Source organism: Microcystis sp. LE18-22.4A (genome assembly GCF_027531105.1).
In the GTDB taxonomy this organism is placed as follows: domain Bacteria; phylum Cyanobacteriota; class Cyanobacteriia; order Cyanobacteriales; family Microcystaceae; genus Microcystis; species Microcystis aeruginosa.
Genome location: NZ_JAPZRB010000035.1, coordinates 1 through 18,124, shown reverse-complemented (window position 1 = coordinate 18,124; position 18,124 = coordinate 1). Strand labels below are relative to the sequence as shown.

General features: G+C 44.8%; 14 protein-coding genes and 1 pseudogene. 6 read left to right on the top strand and 9 right to left on the bottom strand.

The window, feature by feature from the left end; translation table 11 throughout:
• Positions 1 to 113 precede the first annotated feature (113 nt).
• The 5 genes and pseudogenes from O9295_RS01680 to O9295_RS01660 form a co-directional block, all read right to left on the bottom strand.
• Entirely contained in the window at positions 114 to 1,202 is a 1,089-nt protein-coding gene (locus O9295_RS01680) for a DNA methyltransferase (RefSeq protein WP_287971228.1), read from the bottom strand.
• A 108-nt stretch (positions 1,203 to 1,310) separates the two neighbouring features.
• Positions 1,311 to 1,424 (bottom strand): annotated as a pseudogene (locus O9295_RS01675) (DUF29 family protein); the annotation flags it as partial.
• Between the two features lie 55 nt (positions 1,425 to 1,479).
• Positions 1,480 to 2,292, bottom strand: coding sequence for a C-phycocyanin alpha-cysteine-84 phycocyanobilin lyase subunit CpcE (gene cpcE, locus O9295_RS01670; RefSeq protein ID WP_288031181.1), 813 nt, complete (start codon positions 2,290 to 2,292; stop codon positions 1,480 to 1,482).
• Positions 2,293 to 2,578: 286 nt separating this feature from the next.
• Positions 2,579 to 4,354: a pyruvate kinase gene (gene pyk / locus O9295_RS01665; protein WP_147072201.1), complete on the bottom strand. Its 1,776-nt coding sequence runs from the start codon at positions 4,352 to 4,354 to the stop codon at positions 2,579 to 2,581.
• 543 nt (positions 4,355 to 4,897) lie between these two features.
• Positions 4,898 to 6,592, bottom strand: coding sequence for an iron uptake porin (locus O9295_RS01660; RefSeq protein WP_288031177.1), 1,695 nt, complete (start codon positions 6,590 to 6,592; stop codon positions 4,898 to 4,900).
• Positions 6,593 to 7,282: 690 nt separating this feature from the next.
• Between O9295_RS01660 and O9295_RS01655 the strand changes: the two genes are divergently transcribed.
• The 3 genes from O9295_RS01655 to O9295_RS01645 are packed head-to-tail and all read left to right on the top strand — an operon-like array spanning position 7,283 to position 9,162.
• Complete coding sequence (locus tag O9295_RS01655; protein WP_288031174.1) at positions 7,283 to 8,098, top strand: Ycf66 family protein; 816 nt, start codon at positions 7,283 to 7,285, stop codon at positions 8,096 to 8,098.
• A 12-nt stretch (positions 8,099 to 8,110) separates the two neighbouring features.
• Entirely contained in the window at positions 8,111 to 8,647 is a 537-nt protein-coding gene (locus tag O9295_RS01650) for a TolB family protein (protein ID WP_002761945.1), read from the top strand.
• Positions 8,644 to 9,162 carry a TolB family protein gene (locus tag O9295_RS01645; RefSeq protein ID WP_287733164.1) on the top strand — a complete coding sequence of 173 codons (519 nt, stop codon included), beginning with the start codon at positions 8,644 to 8,646 and terminating at the stop codon, positions 9,160 to 9,162. Before O9295_RS01650 ends, O9295_RS01645 begins: the two co-directional genes overlap by 4 nt.
• Positions 9,163 to 9,384: 222 nt before the next feature.
• Here O9295_RS01645 and O9295_RS01640 read toward each other — a convergent pair whose 3' ends face one another.
• The gene (locus O9295_RS01640) at positions 9,385 to 10,482 is read right to left on the bottom strand and encodes a patatin-like phospholipase family protein (protein ID WP_288031172.1); all 1,098 of its coding nucleotides are present in this window, start codon (positions 10,480 to 10,482) and stop codon (positions 9,385 to 9,387) included.
• 423 nt (positions 10,483 to 10,905) lie between these two features.
• Positions 10,906 to 12,195 (bottom strand): glucose-1-phosphate adenylyltransferase, encoded by a 1,290-nt coding sequence (locus O9295_RS01635; protein ID WP_079208591.1) that lies wholly within the window; start codon positions 12,193 to 12,195, stop codon positions 10,906 to 10,908.
• Positions 12,196 to 12,401: 206 nt separating this feature from the next.
• Here O9295_RS01635 and O9295_RS01630 point away from each other — a divergent pair, with 206 nt between their 5' ends.
• The 3 genes from O9295_RS01630 (at position 12,402) to O9295_RS01620 (ending at position 15,924) form a co-directional block, all read left to right on the top strand.
• Positions 12,402 to 13,766, top strand: coding sequence for a collagen-like protein (locus O9295_RS01630; protein ID WP_288031183.1), 1,365 nt, complete (start codon positions 12,402 to 12,404; stop codon positions 13,764 to 13,766).
• A 334-nt stretch (positions 13,767 to 14,100) separates the two neighbouring features.
• A complete protein-coding gene (gene dusA / locus O9295_RS01625; RefSeq protein ID WP_061432805.1) occupies positions 14,101 to 15,096 on the top strand; it encodes a tRNA dihydrouridine(20/20a) synthase DusA in 996 nt (331 codons plus the stop codon).
• 15 nt (positions 15,097 to 15,111) lie between these two features.
• Positions 15,112 to 15,924 carry a DUF362 domain-containing protein gene (locus tag O9295_RS01620; RefSeq protein ID WP_288031170.1) on the top strand — a complete coding sequence of 271 codons (813 nt, stop codon included), beginning with the start codon at positions 15,112 to 15,114 and terminating at the stop codon, positions 15,922 to 15,924.
• 254 nt (positions 15,925 to 16,178) lie between these two features.
• Here the strand turns inward: O9295_RS01620 and O9295_RS01615 are convergent, their stop codons facing one another.
• The gene (locus O9295_RS01615) at positions 16,179 to 16,529 is read right to left on the bottom strand and encodes a Rieske (2Fe-2S) protein (protein WP_002798923.1); all 351 of its coding nucleotides are present in this window, start codon (positions 16,527 to 16,529) and stop codon (positions 16,179 to 16,181) included.
• An 8-nt stretch (positions 16,530 to 16,537) separates the two neighbouring features.
• Positions 16,538 to 17,119, bottom strand: coding sequence for a DUF1997 domain-containing protein (locus tag O9295_RS01610; RefSeq protein WP_288031166.1), 582 nt, complete (start codon positions 17,117 to 17,119; stop codon positions 16,538 to 16,540).
• Positions 17,120 to 18,124 lie beyond the last annotated feature (1,005 nt).

The window sequence follows — 18,124 nt, the reverse complement described above, 5'->3', positions numbered from 1 at the left end:
GCTTTTCTGGTCGGAACCCCCTAAGCCGAGTTTTCAAGGTGCTGCGCCGTCCACTTGGTTTTCGAGACTGGCCTTTTAATTCTAACGTAAAGCCAACCTAGAACGGCGGGGTTTCAGACCCAAAATTTCCGATGAACTACTTGACTAAACCTTTTGACTCCATAATAGAAATAAGTTTCGTCAATTTCACAAGCGAAAGCTTTTCGATTCAGGATATTGGCAGCTAAAGAGGCACTGAAAAGCCCCCCAAATGGTTCCCAAACCACATCCTGTTCCTCACTTGAAGCTTCAATAATTAATTTCATCAGATCCAGTGGCTTTTGATTTAAGTGAACAGCTTTACCATCCTGAGACTTAATTCGTTCATCATCGCGCAAAGCTGAACGATCCCAAACATTTGTAAAACCATGAGGGCAATTAAATTTAGAGCGCATCTTCTCCCACTCTTTACCTGTTAAAGGACGCTGGCCATTTTTAGAAAAATAGGGTTTTCCCTCTGGGTTTCCGTGTTCGTTGGCATAGAAAACTAATTTTTCAAACATTTCGGGTGGGGGAAAATACCATAAATGTCCTTGATCAAAATATTTTCTTGTTGCCGCATCTGCAACACCACAAGCTAAATTAGCTTGACGCAAAGGTAAGCCCGATCTTAACCATTCCTTTCGGAGCCATTCTTTAAGTGTTAAGTCAGCAATTTTGACTTCTCTAACGTATTGGACGCAAACCTCTGTAACCACTGGAAAACGCCTTATTTTCTCTGTGTTGACATTACCTGCAATATGACCTTTTCCTTTATTCCATATATTACAATTAACATATCGCCAGCCAAATTTCTCAAGTATTGGATGTACCACAGCCCAGCCAATTTCTGAGTTCCAAAACCAAAGAGTTGTATTTGGCAAGGCCAACTTAGACCAAGCTTCCACATGAGGTTCATACCATTCAGGTAGGTCAAGATGATCTGATGTATCACCTTCAAATCCTAAAAGACCGTAGCCTCCGTCTGAGATTATTACTATAGGTTGTTCCCAAGAATCATAATGTTCAATGCTATTACCAAGACTCAGACTAACACTGCTGTTATTCCAAGCTGAAAAAGCAAGTTTCTCAGTAAGTTGGACAGTTTTGCCGCGCCCAACAGTGCTTGTTGCTTTATTCTTTTTTATACTTGGCAGGCTATGAGAAGGCTCAGGTATAACCATGGATTTTTTTATCGTCTTATAAACAGTATGAATATCAATACTCTATCCTGTTTTAGGATATTTGGCTACCCCATAAACCAATGACCTAGAAAGTTAGCCTGAGACTAGCAAACTTTCTATCTCCTCGATCAAGTTTTTCCAGTCAACTTGATCAAAGTTTTTTTGTTTTAACAGAGTGATTGTTTCGTTTAGCCAGCCGACATAATCAGTTTGAATTAGCATAAAAACCTCTGGATTTTATCGGTTTTAACTTAGATAAAAAATAACCAATTATTAATTACAATAAACCATCCATTAAAGTGAGAATTCCGGAGATATTTTCGCCACTATAATTGTTTTTTAGATGGGTTTCTAAAAGTTCCTTGAGGGCAACCAGTTTCAGACTATTTTCCGCCAAAGTATTAGCGATCGCAGGAGCAGCCAGCAGATAACCCGTAGCGCCTAAATCCATTAAAGCAGAACGACGCAGCTGTAATTCTTCCCCTTGCAAGGCATTAATCAGAATATCGCCATAGTGGGGGTTAGCCGTGAGTTGATAGAGGGCGCGGGCAGCCGCATAACGCACTTTTTCGACGAAATGCTTTAAAAACGGTTCAATGAGGGGAATCGCTTCCGTCGCTTGCAGGGTTCCCAATGCCTCGATAATCGCTTCGTAGGGTTGGACTAAATGGGGTTTTCCCGCCACTAAAACGGCCACTTCGATGCCACCCTCTAATAGTTTCTTTAAAGGTGCGATCGCGCTTCGATCCTTAAGCATTTCCAATGCCTGGGCAGCCGATTCGCGCACATAATAATCCTCGCATTCAAGACAGGCAATCAAAGCGGGAAGACAACTGAGATCATCTAATTTCCCTAAAGCGCTGGCAGCGTTGCGTCGCAGGGGATAACCGCCGTCGGGAGTGCGATCGCTTTCGTCCTCTAAAGCGGCAATTAACGCCGAAATCGCCTCCGGTTGACGAACGCGGAATCTACCCAACCACCAAGCGGCATAATAACGCGCTCCTAGGTCTTCTCTTTGCTGGATATTAGCGATCGCTTGTTCAACAGTATAGGCTGGATTGTCGACGGGAGGAGAGTAAGAATCGCTCATAGACAAGTGAAAATGGGTGTGGGGTGTGGGGTGTGGGGTGTGGGGTGTGGGGTGTTGGGAAGTGGGGGGATGGGGTGTGGGGTGTGGGGTGTAGGGTGTGGGGTGTAGGGTGTGGGGTGTAGGGTGTGGGGTGTGGGGTGTGGGGTGTGGGGTGTGGGGTGTGGGGTGTGGGGAAGTGGGGGGATGGGGAGAATAAATAAAACCTGTCCCCTTACTCCTGTCCCCTTACTCCTGTCTCCTTACTCCTTACTCCTGTCTCCTGACTGGGAGAATACTGATAACTGACTCAGTTTTTCATAGTTGCTGCGCCATTGCCAATACCAGAATAAATTAAACCCCGTTGAGCATCGAGACTAATGATCACCCCTTCGCGGATAATTTTCGTGGCATCTTTAACCCCGACAATAACAGGAATACCCAATTTTAAACCGATAGTAGCGGCGTGATTATTCATCGCGGTATCTTCGGTGATAATTCCGCCAGCTTTCCGCATCATATCCACATATTCGGCGCTGGTGGTGGGAACGACTAAAATCTCCCCACTACTAAAACTACCCACTTCTCGGGCATTATGGGCCACTCGCGCCCGGCCACTAGCCACACCCTGGCCGATACCCGTACCTTTACCCAAAAGGGATTTTACCACTTCCACCTTAATTAAATCCGTGGAACCGGCCACCCCTTGCAGAGTTCCCGCCGTCATCACCACTAACTCACCATCCGCGAGGAGGTTATTTTCCTGGGCAAGATTCATCGCCACTTGAAAAGTTTGGCTGGTGGAGGGTAAATCGAGCAATAACATCGGTTTTACGCCCCAAACTAGCTGTAACTGCTGTGCCACTTCTCGATGGGGAGTAACGGCTAAAATCGGGGTTTTGGGGCGAAATCGGGAGACATTACGGGCAGTAGAGCCGGTTTTTGTCAGGGTAATAATTGCCGCTGCCCCCAATTGTTCGGCAATTTGACTAACTGCCGAGGAAATAGCGTTAGGAATCGATTGTTTATTGTTAGAGCGAGCGGCACTATTGATCTGTTCCCGTTCGATCCTTTCGGCAATGCGGGCCATGGTTGCCACCGCTTCGATGGGATAATGACCCACAGCCGTTTCATTGGAAAGCATGACCGCATCAGTGCCATCTAAAATCGCATTAGCCACGTCCGAAACCTCGGCGCGGGTGGGACGAGGATTACTGGCCATACTGTCAAGCATTTGAGTGGCGGTAATAATCGGGATGCCTAGCTGATTAGCGGTATTAATCAGGCGTTTTTGCAGGATTGGCACGTCTTCGGCTGGTAATTCTACTCCTAAATCTCCCCTAGCCACCATAACACCATCACAGAGGGATAAAATTGCCTCCATTTCCTCGATCGCTTCGTGTTTTTCAATTTTAGCGATCACGGGGATAGATTTACCCGCACTGGCGATTAATTCTTTAATTTCGAGGATATCTTGGGGATTACGCACAAAACTAAGGGCGATCCAATCCACATCCCACAGCAGTCCGAACATTAAATCTTTTTTGTCCTTATCGGTTAAAGCTTTCACCGACAGATAGACGTTGGGAAAATTTACCCCTTTATTACTGGATAAGACACCCCCAACCACCACGCGACAGGAAAGATCACCTTTCAAACGATCCACTGATTCCACCCGCATTTCGACTTTACCATCATCGAGGAGAATTCTCGAACCTTCTGGGACTTCTTGGGCCAGCGAGGGATAGCTAATGGAACTTATTTCCTGATTACATTCCACATCCCTAGAAGTAAGGATAAAGGGTTCCCCCGGTTTCAGGGTAATCGACCCACAGGCAAATTTACCTAAGCGAATTTTTGGCCCCTGTAGATCCTGAAGGATGCCAATGGGTTGATTGAGTTCAAAGGCTAACTGACGGATCAGGTTAATGCTGTGACGATGGTAATCGTGATCGCCATGGGAAAAGTTTAATCTAAATGTCGTCGCCCCCGCCTTGATCATCTGACGTAATGTTTCCTTATTTTGCGAGGCTGGGCCAATCGTGGCCACAATTTTAGTGCGACGGGGGAAAGACAGAGAGTGCATAGATAAGCAACTAAATAGGCGAAGTAAATATAGCAGCGTTTGGGACGCTCCGATCATCTTCTCATAAATGGTTATCGAAAATTTGGCTTAAAACCCCGTCCTTTTAGGACGGCTTTGTGCTACGACTGTAGTGGTGTAGAAAACCCACCCTATCATAGATACGACCGAATAAAAATACTAGGTTGAAATTCCTGCAACGGGTTGACGATGAGTAAGGGGAAGCTGAAGGCCGCTGGAAACCCCATGCTAGAGGCAAAACATACCGCGGGTCGGTATGTACAAACCCAAAAAAGTATTGGTCGCCGGAGGACATACGTTCGACTTTAAACGGACGGGTCGGAAGGCATAAGACTACCGCTAAGATAGCAGCATCCTGTGAAGCGTCAACCCCATTGACGCGACCATTCTGAAAAGGTGGCGTGGTGAGGAATCACCGCTCGTTTACGGCGGTGAGATTGTCAAATCCAGTGAAAAGTTAAAAGTAAAAAAACGGTGAGATTTATAAATCCCACCGTTCTTATTTACCAAGTCCGTCAACTCAGCTTAGAAACGGAAAGTTGTCCGGAGGACACCGACAAAAATGGTGTCGTTATTACGGTTGTTAGCGTTGAAGATCGCATAGGCACCGGGGGTAATCAGGATGTTTTTGGTGACTGGGAACTTATACTGAGCTTCCACCATGTAGGAAGTGCCATCTTCCTTGTCGGAACGGGGTACTTGACCACCACCGATGGACAGGGCCGCACCTTCGGCAAAGAGGTCGAGAACGGAGAGGTTAAGGTTCCAAGACCAGATACCAGTGTTATTGTCTCCGATCGCATCATTAACTCCCGTGGCCGAAGCATCGGCGTAACCACCCCAGCCCGCTAGATTTAAGACTCCTGGGATAACTTGGGCGCTCGCCTGAAGACCGAAACGGTTAGCAGTAGTACCAACGTTACCAAAGGGACGCTCGGTGAGAGGGCTGCTGACGTTACCGAATAAACCAGAACTCATACTGGCTGCAGTTTGATAACTGTGAACGTAAACGAAGTTAATATCGGCAAATTTGATGAAGGAGAAACCTACTTGCGCGCCAGTACTGTAGGAACCATTAAATAAACCGCTACCCTCATTAGGATTGCTGGCTCCGTTAACCCCACCATCAGCTAGGTAGGTTCCTGTGACTTGGAAAACATCGCCAATGTTGAATCTGACCGCCGCACCAACACCGGAAGGACCACGGAAAACGATGTTATTGTAGCGTTGACCGCGGGATAAAGCACCTGTACCGCTATCGGCGAGGAAGGGGTTAGCAGTGATGAAAACGTCATCTAGGTTTAACTGGTTAGCACCAACCCAAACGGTGATGTTACCGAAGGGAGTGCCGATGGGAGCGCGGTAGAACAAGTCATCGATGGTTATGTCATTGTCCCGGCCATCATCGTATGCCAGACGGGTCATGTTCGTTCTCGTCGGTCCGTTTTGGTTGAAAGTGGTATTAAAGTTACCTGCTTGTAAACGGGTTCTCAACAAATCTTTACCGGTGAAGCTGGTTTCAAAGTTGAGTCGTACCCGATTATTAAACACTGCTTGGGTCTGATCTTGATTGCTGCCATCAGTCACCGTACCGTCGGTATTGGTAACGGAAGCCTGACCCCCCCAGCTATCGGCGATACTGAAGATGACCTCGCCTCTGAGTTTGGTGGTGGTGGAAAATTGATTGTTTTCCAAGAAAGCAACGCGCTGTTCAAGGTTATCTACTCTAGCTCCTAAAGCCGCTAGTTCGGTCTCAAATTCTTGAACAAGACGTTTTAATTTATCGATATCTTCTCTGAGTACCCCGACACCATCTTGAATTAAACGTTCCATGACGTTTAAACAAGCGTTTAAACCTGCGGCAAATTCCCAACGAGTGGTGGCGCGATCACCGCGGAAGGTACGGTCGGGATAACCAACGATACAACCGTAACGTTCCACAAGACTTCTTAATGCCTCGTAGGCCCAAGCGGTGGGAGATACGTCCCGCAGTTGGTTAACGCTAGTCACCTGGGACATGGAACCCTGATAAACACCCGTATTAATCTGCTGACTATTTTGGGCGCGTTGAATGCGATCGAGTTGTTGTTGCGCTACTGGATCAACCTTGAGTTGAGGTGTACCAGGCATAGTTTGAGCCACTGCGCTGCCAGCAGCCGCTACGGAAGCACCTAATACTAAAGGAGTTACCTTTACTAAATTCTTGAATAGTTTTGACATGGGTCAATCCTCACACCTTCTTCTATGGATTGAATGGACTATGAATACAAACAGACTATATGTTTAGCCTGCAATTATAATCACATTCTATGCTAATTCCCTCTTGTCTAGGTTAAGTTAATTTTATGATATGACAGAAAAATTTCTGTCTGATCTTATTAAAATTAGGAATTACGCACTTTACAAATTAACCATGATGTGCATCAATGAAAATCCCTCCTTTCAGACTTTCGGCGATTAACTTCCCAACGATAGCGATCGCTCAAAAGTGATCAAAAAATCACGTTAAAATGCCCGAAACCCATACATCACATTTAGTCAATCCTGTCAATGGGCAATTCCTAAAGATTTTGTTAAAATCTCAGCCTTATCAGTTATCAGTTATCAGATGTGAGTTTTCAGTTCACTGTTTACTGTTCACTGTTCACTGATAAAATCTCCCCACTTCCCCACTTCCCCCCGCAACGCGCACGAAGTGGTCTCCCCACTTCTCCACTTCCTCAACAATAGTTGTGTGAGCTAGGCTCGATCGAGTAAGTTAGAATCGAGGATGATAGATATAGTGCTAGACTTGGGGGTTAGGATATAGATCGACTCCTTGAGTTAAAAACAGCAGGATTGCTGCTGAAAACTGACGGCGATAGATAAAGACTCGATTCTTGAATTTAAGCACCGAGAAGGGAGATAAAGATGGTCAATTTTGGGCTGAATTCGGCCAGTATCTTAGGAATTTTTCTGGCAGTGGCCGGAGCGGGATTATACTTCCTGCGCTCGGTGCGGCCGGAACTTTCCAGGGATCATGATATATTTTTTGCCGCCGTTGGTTTACTGTGCGGTTTAATTCTACTTTTTCAAGGGTGGCGACTGGATCCGATTTTGCAATTCGGACAATTTTTGCTGACCGGGGCAGCGGTGTTTTTTGCCTTCGAGACGGTAAAATTGCGGGGTTTAACCACGGAACAGGCCCGCCGCGGCACGTCTTTTGTGGATGAACGTCCTGTGAGTCGGGAATATCGGGCCGAATTAGAACCCCTCGACACCTATGAACCGGAGGAACGTTACGAAGATAATCCCCGTTTACGCGGTTACGATGATCCCCGCTCTTCCCGCACTTCTAGTTATCAGGACGAGGAACCCCGCAGCACCCGCACCCGTCGGCCGGCCGATCCTAGCAGTCGCCAAACGGCTAATCGTCGTCCCCGCAATAGTTCCCCCACTAGCGATCGAGATGTTTATGATCAGCGCCGTAGCGGTGATGATTGGGAAGAAACCAGTCCCCGTCCCCGTCGTCGTCCCGCTAGTGAAGAGACGAGCAGTAAACCGCCCCGCACTAGCCAAAAACGTCGTCCTCGCCCAATAATTGAGGATGATCCGCCATTTAAAGGGGAATACGTCGATTATCAACCGATCGATCCTAGCGATACGAGCGATCGAGAAGATTGGCAGAGACCGGATAATAGTGAACGGGAGTCGAGTAATGATAATCCGACTAGGTTTGATTATTAAGGAGTAGGTCCGATGACCAAAGCTCCCTTTTTACTGTTTATCTGCTTGTTTTTAGGGGTTATAGGCGGTTGTAATCTCAATAACCCCGGTTTCTCTACAGGAACCCTAAATAGTCGCTATAATGACGAAAAACCCGCCCTGAGCGGTGATGGTCGTTGGCTTGCTTTGCTGTCTAATCGTCGCGGTAGTAATCAGATGCTGCTTTATGATTTGCAGACAAAACAATACCAAGCCCTAGGGGGATTATATACGGGTCAAGAAATTACCGATAGCCCCAGTTTAAGCCAAACGGGGCGTTATCTGGCTTATGTGGTGATTATTGAGGGTCGTCCCGTCATCGCTTTATATGACCGCATTACCGATCGTTCTGAGTTATTGAGTCAAAATTATCGCGGTTGGTTGCGAAATCCCCGTCTTAGTCCCGATGGTCGTTATCTTGTCTTTGAGTCCGCTCGTCGGGGACAATGGGATGTGGAGGTTCTCGATCGCGGTCCGAATATCGAGTTAGATATTGCCGATGGCAGTCCCGTTGAAAGTCCCAAACCGTGAAACGTCATTTTTTTATTAGTCTTGTTGCTGTAATTAGTTTGTTAACTGGATGTGCGGGTTATCCCAGTTTATTGTCTTTTCCTTTCGATCGAGGGGGGAGAACTTTAAACAGTGCTGCTAGTGAATTAACTCCCTATCTTGCCTCTCGCTATCTCGTTTTTGCGTCCGATCGCAATGGTTCCCAAGCTATCTATCTTTTTGATGCCATCGATCGCCGTTTACTGTCTTTACCCGGACTAAATTCTCTCGATCAGATCGCTTCTAGTCCTTCCATTAGTGAAGATGGTCGTTATATCGTTTTTACTGCTAGTCGTCAGGGAAAAACGGCTATTTATCTGTACGATCGACAAACTCAACAGAGAAGGGAAATTGCTCCCGATCTGCTCGCGGAAGTACGCAATCCGATCATCAGTGCCGATGGTTCTAAAGTGGCTTTTGAAGCGGCAAAAAATGGGCAATGGGATATTATGATTTACGATCTATCCGGACGGGTATTAGTCAATGAAAATCAGTGATCATTAGATCTCTTGTAAAAATCAAAAATTGTTGTTAGGGTTAGGAGTCAGTAGCCAGTAGCCGGTCGTCAGGAGTCAGTAGTCAGGAGTCAGTAGTCAGTAGCCGGTCGTCAGTAGCCGGTCGTCAGGAGAATTAAGAATGAATAATAATCAACTGAATGGTCTATTTAAGGATTTTGTGCAATTTAATCCTTATTTTTGCCGTTTTTGAAACCTCAAAAACTATCTTAAACCCATAGCTTTTAGTCGATGTTCTAGAAATTGTTTTCCCTGTTTTTCCCCGTCAGCAATCAGACGCTGGATATTGGCAGGAGAGCGATCGAGTTTACTTTCGTAGTTGAGACTATTGGCTAATTCCGCCGACATTTCGATCATAGGAATATGGTAATCTTGATCGGGATCTTCCGGGAAAGATTTAGGAATTTTAAATGGTTCTGTTAAGGCGATCTCGCGCAAGAATTCTTCTTTAAAGGCTCCTTTGAGAAATAATTGATTGAGAAAGTCAATCTGATCGAGACCTTGAAATAGGGAAACATTGCCTTCTAATTCATTGCGGCGATCAGCAATATCATCGGATTGCACGGGTATCTTATCTCTAGAGGTGGGATTAATTTTAATTACCCAAATTTCATCGGGAATATTTTCGACTCCGACAAATTCACGGCGAATTAAAGAACGGATGGGGGGATTATCGGAAAATAGTCCATCCCAGTAGGCCATAGTTTCAATGGTGACGGCAGGAAAAATGTTAGGAACACAGGCAGAAGCTAGGATATGTTCAATTTTAACTGCTTCCTCGCGCGAGTTAAATTTACTTAATTTTCCTGTGAGGACATTACAGGCCCCCATTAATAAAATTGGTGGTTCTGGTTTAGCTCCCCAAGTGGCTAATTCCGAGAAGTCAATATGCGCTCTTAGTAACTGATCAAAGTTGGTAAAGCGACTGCGTAAACCATAGGTAGCTATAGAAAATAAGGTTTTAGTAATCGGAGAGGAAGGACTGAGATTATACTGGGGAATTAATCCTTTGCTGGCCAATTCTAGAGCTTTAATAGCTGAGTCATTAAATAGTTGTTCTTGGGGAGTTCGAGCGCTATTATCTTCCCAAAAATCAATCATTCTTTTCCAAACGATGCTATCACCTTTTTTGAGAGCATACCAGGTGAAAAAGGCACAGATAGCACCGCCAGAAGTACCACTGAGACTGACAATATTAAAGTAATCTTGTACTTTATTGTCAAATAATGCTTTTAATGCACCGGCAGTAAAAGCAGTTTGACTGCCGCCTCCCTGACAAGCGATCGCGATTTTGGCTTTCATAAATATCCTTTGAATGGCTTCTATCTAAGCCCTAGGCTTTTAATTTAAGGTTAATTGAAACCCTAGAATCAGACCCAAAAATATAGAAATTTTTCTGATTTTCAGAAGAGCTGCTCGGTAGATGTTGCCATCACTTCTAGAAAAGGATAAGTAGGTAGGTATTAAAAACTTTCAGATGCCCCCCTTATTAAGGGGGGATTAAGGGGGGATCCCCCCGCCTATCGGCACCCCCCTTATTAAGGGGGGCAGGGGGGATCGAACCTAAAATCCATTTTTAATTTAATTATAACCAGCTACTTATGGTTTCAAGGGAATTGTCTAGGTAATTAGCTGAAGCCATCAGCCTGCGGCTATATCCAAGCGATAATAACTAGAAAAATGGAAAAACTGATAACTGATAACTGATAACTGATAACTGATAGATTAAATCACCGTCCCGTCGGGAATAGTGGCATTTTTGAAAATAACCACGATGCCGCTGCGAACATAGAAACCTAAATCTTCGCGATTAGCTTCTTCCACACGATCTTTGTTAACAATTAAAACATTGGCACCAATGCGAGCATTTTTGTCCACAATTGCCCGACGAATAGTGGAACCGGGACCGATACCCACGGGAACTTTGGCATCTCGGACGAGACTTTCCCGTTCGGGGAAAGACTCATAAAAGTCGGCTCCCATCAGCATTGTATCCTCGATCGTGCAGTCTTTGCCGACTCGACTACGAATACCTAAAATCGAGTGATGGATGCGACATTCTTTGAGAATACAACCTTCAGAAATCATCGATTCTGTCACCGTACAATTGAGCATTTTTGTCGGTGGCAGATAGCGAGAACGGGTATAGATGGGGGCTTTTTCGTCGTAGAAACTAAAGGCGGGATTGGGTTGTTGGGTCAAGGCGAGATTAGACTCATAAAAGGCTTCAATCGTCCCGATATCTTCCCAGTAACCCTTAAATAAATAAGCCTGAAGATTGTAGTCTTTAGCGGCCGAGGGAATAATTTCCTTACCGAAATCGGTCTGTTCTTTATTGGCATCGAGCAGATCGATTAAAACATTCTTTTTAAAGACATAAATTCCCATGGAAGCGATGTAGGGACTTTGACGGGCCTGGTCGGGACTTAAGCCTAAAATCGTCGTATCTACCCGCATTCTTTCCAATTCTGCCCCTTTGGGTTTCTCATAAAAATCGACAATTCGCCCCGAATCATTAATTTTCATCACCCCAAAAGCGGAGGCCCGACGTTCATCGATGGGAACCACCGATAAAGTGATATCGGCGTTGGTTTCCCGATGGCGTTCGATGAACTTGCTGTAGTCCATGCGATAGAGATGATCTCCCGAGAGAATCAGATATTCATCGATATCCCAATCCTTCATCGTCCAGATATATTGTCGTACTGCGTCGGCCGTGCCTTGGAACCATTGAGGATTTTCCATGGTTTGTTGAGCGGCCAAAACTTCCACGAAACCATCACTAAAACCCGTAAAATTATAGGTACGATTGAGGTGACGATTGAGGGAAGCGGAATTAAATTGCGTCAACACATAGATTTTGTCAATCTGGGAGTTAATACAATTGCTGACGGGAATATCGATTAAGCGATATTTTCCCGCTAGGGGGACGGCAGGTTTTGCCCGCAGTTTCGTTAACGGATAAAGGCGAGTTCCAGCCCCGCCACCTAAGATAATAGCTAATACTTTTTTCACGCGCGTAACCCTCGCGATTGGCTGTTTCCTTCTCAAAGTAAGTGTAGGATGATAGCGCACCTTATTGATAGAGGGGAAACAAAAATCTAGATCTAAAAGTCATCAAGAGGGAATTGATCGGAGTCTTTGCGGATAAATTGGCTAAAATCATGAATTTTTGGGCTAAATCATTAATATTCACCTTTTTTCTCCCTTTACCGTACCTAATGCCCGCCACGGTGACAGGCGATCGCTGTTCTTGGTTAGCCCAAGGTTCCGATGTACAGACTTTCGGTAAACAGGGCCAAAGCGGAAAAGCTGGCAAGGTCGGCGGCCAAGGCAAAAATAGTGACAGTTTAACCCTTTTTCTCGATGGTTCTCCCCTAAAACTCGATATTTCAGGACAAAAAGGGGTCGATGGTGAAAATGGCAGCAATGGCAGCGATGGCAACTGTAGCGGTCAACCGGGCAACGTAACCAGAAATCTCCAGGCGGCCGGTGGTGGTAACGGTGGCAATGGGGGTGATGGGGGTGATGGAGGCAATGGCGGCGCTTTAACCCTCTATGCCACTAATTTAGATTTTTTAAGACAAGTAACGGTCAATGCAGCCGGAGGCGCTGGGGGTTTTGGGGGTCAGGGAGGCCAGGGGGGCAAGGGTTGTCGCTGTTCCCAACCCTTCTGGACAATTCAAACCTGCAGCGGTAGGCCGGGTGATGCCAATTATAGCTGTACCACCAGAGAATTTAGCTGTCAGGATGGTCTCGATGGGGCGACGGGTAATAGTGGTCGTAACGGTCGCGAGGGTCGTTTAGGACAGTTAACTTTAATTCAAATCGATCGCCCTTTAACTGCCGATCAACCGAGCGCAACTGTTCCCCTTTCGGAGTTAAAAGAACGGGGTTATATTCTATCTAAAAATACTTGGGAAACTCGCACCGGGGCAATGTCTTTGTTTGCCCCCGGTTCCCTGATCGATGATCAATATCGGATTTTAGTAGATCGCTCGGAACGTTCTTTTATTTTAATTTGGAATGCGCCCCAAGAGTTTAACCGGTTTACTAATCAGCGTTTTACTTTAACCCTCGATGATCAAAAGGAAATGAGGGTAACTGTCCCCAGTGAACTCTGGATCGAGGGAACCACTCAAAAACGCAATAATGTTACGGAATTTGTCGTTTATAATGCTGTTTTTGAACGAGATGTCACCCAATTAGAAGCAAAAGATATTACAGGAAATGGTACTGATTTAAGGCTTTTTCTCGAAGATAAAGCTTCCCAATCGAATTTAATCGGCACTAAATTTAAAGTGCGTTATCGCGTCACTCGTTGGCAAGCAGACGACCTGCAAACCAGTCCGAGAACCGATTTTGTCACTCGCTACGAAGGAGATATGCCCGCTAATTTGATCCGACAGGAGGGTAATCAATTTATTCTCGATATCGGTCAATTACCCTTACCTGTGGAATCTTTGCGATCGGGTACGGGGATAGAAATTGAGTTACTTGCTACTCGTTCTTTTGCCGGTTATTCCAAAGAACAAAAACTCGTCATCCGCGACACGATTAAAGGGGCAAATATCCCACGGAGATAAGTCAAAAAAGCTCCCTTGTCCTTTCTCCGGCGCAGTCTTAACCAGTAATTTAGATAGTCAACTTAAGTAGCTGGTTATAATTAAATTAAAAATAGATTTTAGGTTCGATCCCCCCTTAGTCCTAGGGTTGATTCATAGTAGGGTTGATTCATGAATCAACCCTACCCTTAGTCCCCCCTTGATAAGGGTGGTGTCTGATAATTTTTAACGCCTACCTACTTACCAAAAGGCTCTAAAATATGTTGAGAGGAAGACCGGTTCTTCTCTGGGGAAACCAGGAGAATGTCCCGATCAGCGATCAATGGCTACCCTGAAGGAGAAAATCAAGGGAAAGATGGGCAATATTTTAAGTGTGGCGCCGATGATGGATTATACCGATCGCCATTTTCGCTATTTTTGGCGACAAATTAGCCGTCGTCCCCTTCTCTACACGGAAATGATCACGACGATGGCGATTAAACACGGCGATCGCTATAAGTTGCTGGGGTTTTCCCTAGCAGAAAAACCTCTCGCTTTGCAGTTAGGGGGTGATAATCCCTATCTTTTGGCAGAATGCGCTAAAATAGCCGAAGATATGGGTTATGACGAGGTAAATCTCAATGTGGGTTGTCCTAGTTCTCGGGTAAAAGAGGGCAATTTCGGCGCTTGTTTGATGGCTAACCCGGAATTAGTCGCGAGGGGAATATCGGCAATGAATCAAGCTGTATCGATTCCCGTGACTGTAAAACAGAGAATTGGCATTGATCATCAGGATAGTTACGAAAATATGGCCAATTTTGTCCGTATTGTCGCAGATGCCGGTTGTCAACGTTTTACCATCCATGCGCGGAAAGCTTGGTTACAGGGATTAAGTCCCAAGGAAAATCGCACCGTTCCCCCCCTGCGTTACGATGATGTTTATCGCCTAAAAAATCAGTTTCCCCATTTGTTTATTGAAATTAATGGCGGTATCATTAATTTAGAACAGGCTAGACAACATTTACAATTAGTAGATGCGGTCATGATCGGTCGGGCAGCCTACGATAATCCCTATTTATTTGCCACAGTCGATCGAGATTTTTATGGGGAATCGGTTACTCCTCCTACCCGGGAAGAAGTAATCAAAAAAATGCTTCCCTACATCGATGAGTGGGTGAGTAAAGGTTATAAATTACACCAGATCAGCAAACATCTTTTACAGCTTTTTGCCGGTCAGCCCGGAACTAAGGCCTGGAAGCGTTATATTAGTGAAAATAGCCATTTTCCTGGGGCCGATTCCGGGGTAATCTGGCAAGCTTTACAGCAGGTAAACTCCCTAAATGATCTGGCTAATCTGTCAGCTTCCCATTGATTTATTTTCTTTTCTATGATTACCCAATCCTCAATTACTGCCGGGGTAAAAAATTCAGCTATGGCGGATTTTGTTTATCAACCTCCCCGGGCAGCTATCACAGCTAAACGTATTTTAATTAAACCTAATTTAGGTTATCCTGTGCCACCACCAGTAACGGTTAGTCTGCCGGTATTAAGTCAAGTTTTGCGGGGATTGAGAGGGGTAAATCCAGGGGCAGAAATTATCTTGGTAGAGGGAGTATGTTCGGCTATTTCTTTGAGAGAAATTATCGATATTTTGGGAGTAAAATCTATTCTCGATCCTGGAATAACTATTCTTGATGCTGATAGTTTACCCCAGCAAGAATATCCGAATCTTTCCCCTTTTCCTGTCCGGTTTCCCTCGATGTTTGCCCCTAAAATTATCGAAGAAGTGGATTTTCGGATCACGATTGGAACCTTAAAATGCACCCATTTAAAGGATAAACCCCTGATTTCTGCTTCTTTAAAAAATCTCTATGGACTCTTTCCCCGTAGTCATTATAAAGCCCGTAGTCCCAACTCGCGGGGGCAATTACATCGCCCTTCCGTACCGCTAATTTTACAGGATGTTTATTTTTGTATCGGTCATCTTTTTGATGGGGCAGTGGTGGACGCTAATCTTAAATATTTTAGTAGCAATTGGCGACCGGATCGAGGAAAATCTATTCCTCTCGGTCAGGTGTTTTGGGGTGATGATATGATTAGCGTGGATCGCAGTGCTTGTCTGTTAGGTGATGAACCAATGCCAAGTTATTTAGATGCGATCGATTTGCTTCGTTCTCAACTTTTAAACGGAACCAATTAGGGTTAAAAAAGTTTCTTGGTGGGGTTAGGAGTCGGTCGCCGGTCGTCGGGAGGGGAAGTCAGAATAACAGAATGACCTCGCGCAATCCTGTTTAAAAAATATACAGGAGAGTGGGGATCACCGGAGCGGGGGGAACAATCCATAACTGGGTTTTTACGGAAGCGATCGAGGTAGGGTTTGGCATTCTCCAAGATTACCCCATTGTCGAGTGAACTGCTCTTTAGGTTGCCCAAAAACCCCCCTCGGTGAAGATGTCAAGCGTCTATCCAGATGCTGCCGTCTTCGATGCGAAGGGGATAAACGGGTAAAGCTTGGGGTTGAGAAACTGCCGCCATCGCTTTGTTAACCACAGGGGGCCAGGTAATCCAGTCTTTGACAGCACCACTACAGAGATCAAAAGAACTACGATGCCAGGGACAAACGATCGCGCCATCCTCGGTAATTTGGCCCTTCGTCATCGATAATTTTAAATGAGGACAACGATTACCGACGGCGTGGAATTGACCGTTATTGTTAATCAAGAGAATGGAACTGTCCCCCACTTTTACCACTTGACGGGCGCCGGGGGCAAGGGAATCTACAGATAATACTTTTGTCCAACTCATATTTTTATTTAACCAAGGGAGAGATCGAGAATTGTTTCGGGGTAATTTTGGGCAATAATGTCCTGTTTGGCCCATTGTTGGTAATCTTGCAACAATTGACTCATTAAACGCTGTTTAATCCGCAATAAAACCCCTTTTAAGAGGCTATTGCCGGCGATTTCTAACAGCGGACGCGGGGTTAACCATAATGGCGGTGGTAGGGCAACTTTCACCTCAAGATTGGCTTTCCCCGCTAGATAGGTTTGATTATTTTTTTCCACAGGAGCGAGTTTGCCTTTAACATTGAGGCTAAAGCGATCGTTGATATAATCAATACCTTTGATCTGACAGTCTTCTGATTGCAAAAATATCGTCCCCTCAGAGGTAGCCCAGACATTGAGAATAACCGTGGGCTGAAAATAGTACATATTCAAGAAGTTTAGGGGACGCATTTTTAGGCGAAACCGATGCTCAGACAAGTGTTCTGTTAAGCTAGTCTCAACGATAGCCTGTACTAACCTTTGCGGTTGGCGCAGATAATGCTGAATCGGGATGGTTTGTTCGGCAACAACAATTTCTAGGGATTCGGCAGCGGTAAAAGTTACTTCCATAAGTTGGCTATTTTAAATTTGTCTCCCTTCTTAATTTTACTTGACAAAACTTACACTTTTCGACAGTCCAGATGTAGAAATTTTACCGCTAAGAGGGGACACAAACCAGATTTTTGACCAAAGTTAGGCTTTTTTCAGTGATCAGTGATCAGTGGGGGGTTTTAAGTCAACAGTGGGGGAGAAGGGGAATTATGAATTATGAATTATGAAGTGGGAAGAATAAATAAAAATAATCTCCTGACTCGGAGAATTCTGTCTCCTGACGACCGACTCCTGAATTCTAACCCAATGGTAGATGTTGGATTTTTCCAGGAGTTCTATTTTCCGACAAAGATAAGCAAAAATTATCTATTGACTCCAAAAGCTTGAGAATATTTAAATTAACATTCCGCAATATTTACAAATTCTTAAAAATTAATTGAGAAAGATTTTTATTTAACAACGATGTTATCATAGTTACAGCGATTTTACTGAATTTCATAATGGGTTATTCTGTGCTTTTTTGGGCAGCAATGGTTGAAACCCTTGCCACACCTACAAGGTAATCCTAATTAAGACGGTTAAATCAGTCAATTTCACCGGCAACGATGATCTTTTTTTTGTGTAGTTTTATTGCAAAAAAAAAGTTTTTTTGACAAAAAGCACAAAGTATGATATGAACCGAACGTATTTCTGGCTGCCAGTAGTTATTGCAGAGTGGGAGTTGGGGAGAAGGGAGAAGAGCAAAGAGAGAAGGGAGTGGGGGAATTATGAATTGGGGAGGTGGGGAGGTGGGGAAGTGGGAAGTGTCGTGAAGTTAAGTCCAAAAGATCAACAGGCTCTACAATGATAACAAGTGAGACCTCTAGGGAAAGGAAAATAATCATGGTTCTTCGTTACTTGGTATGGTTCGATAGGGGGGCATAAATCGACTAAATCCTTATCTGGTAAGAGACTTAATTGATTAGTTCGCTCTATATCAAAAACAATTAACAAAAATCGCTAAATGCCTTTCTATATAAGGGT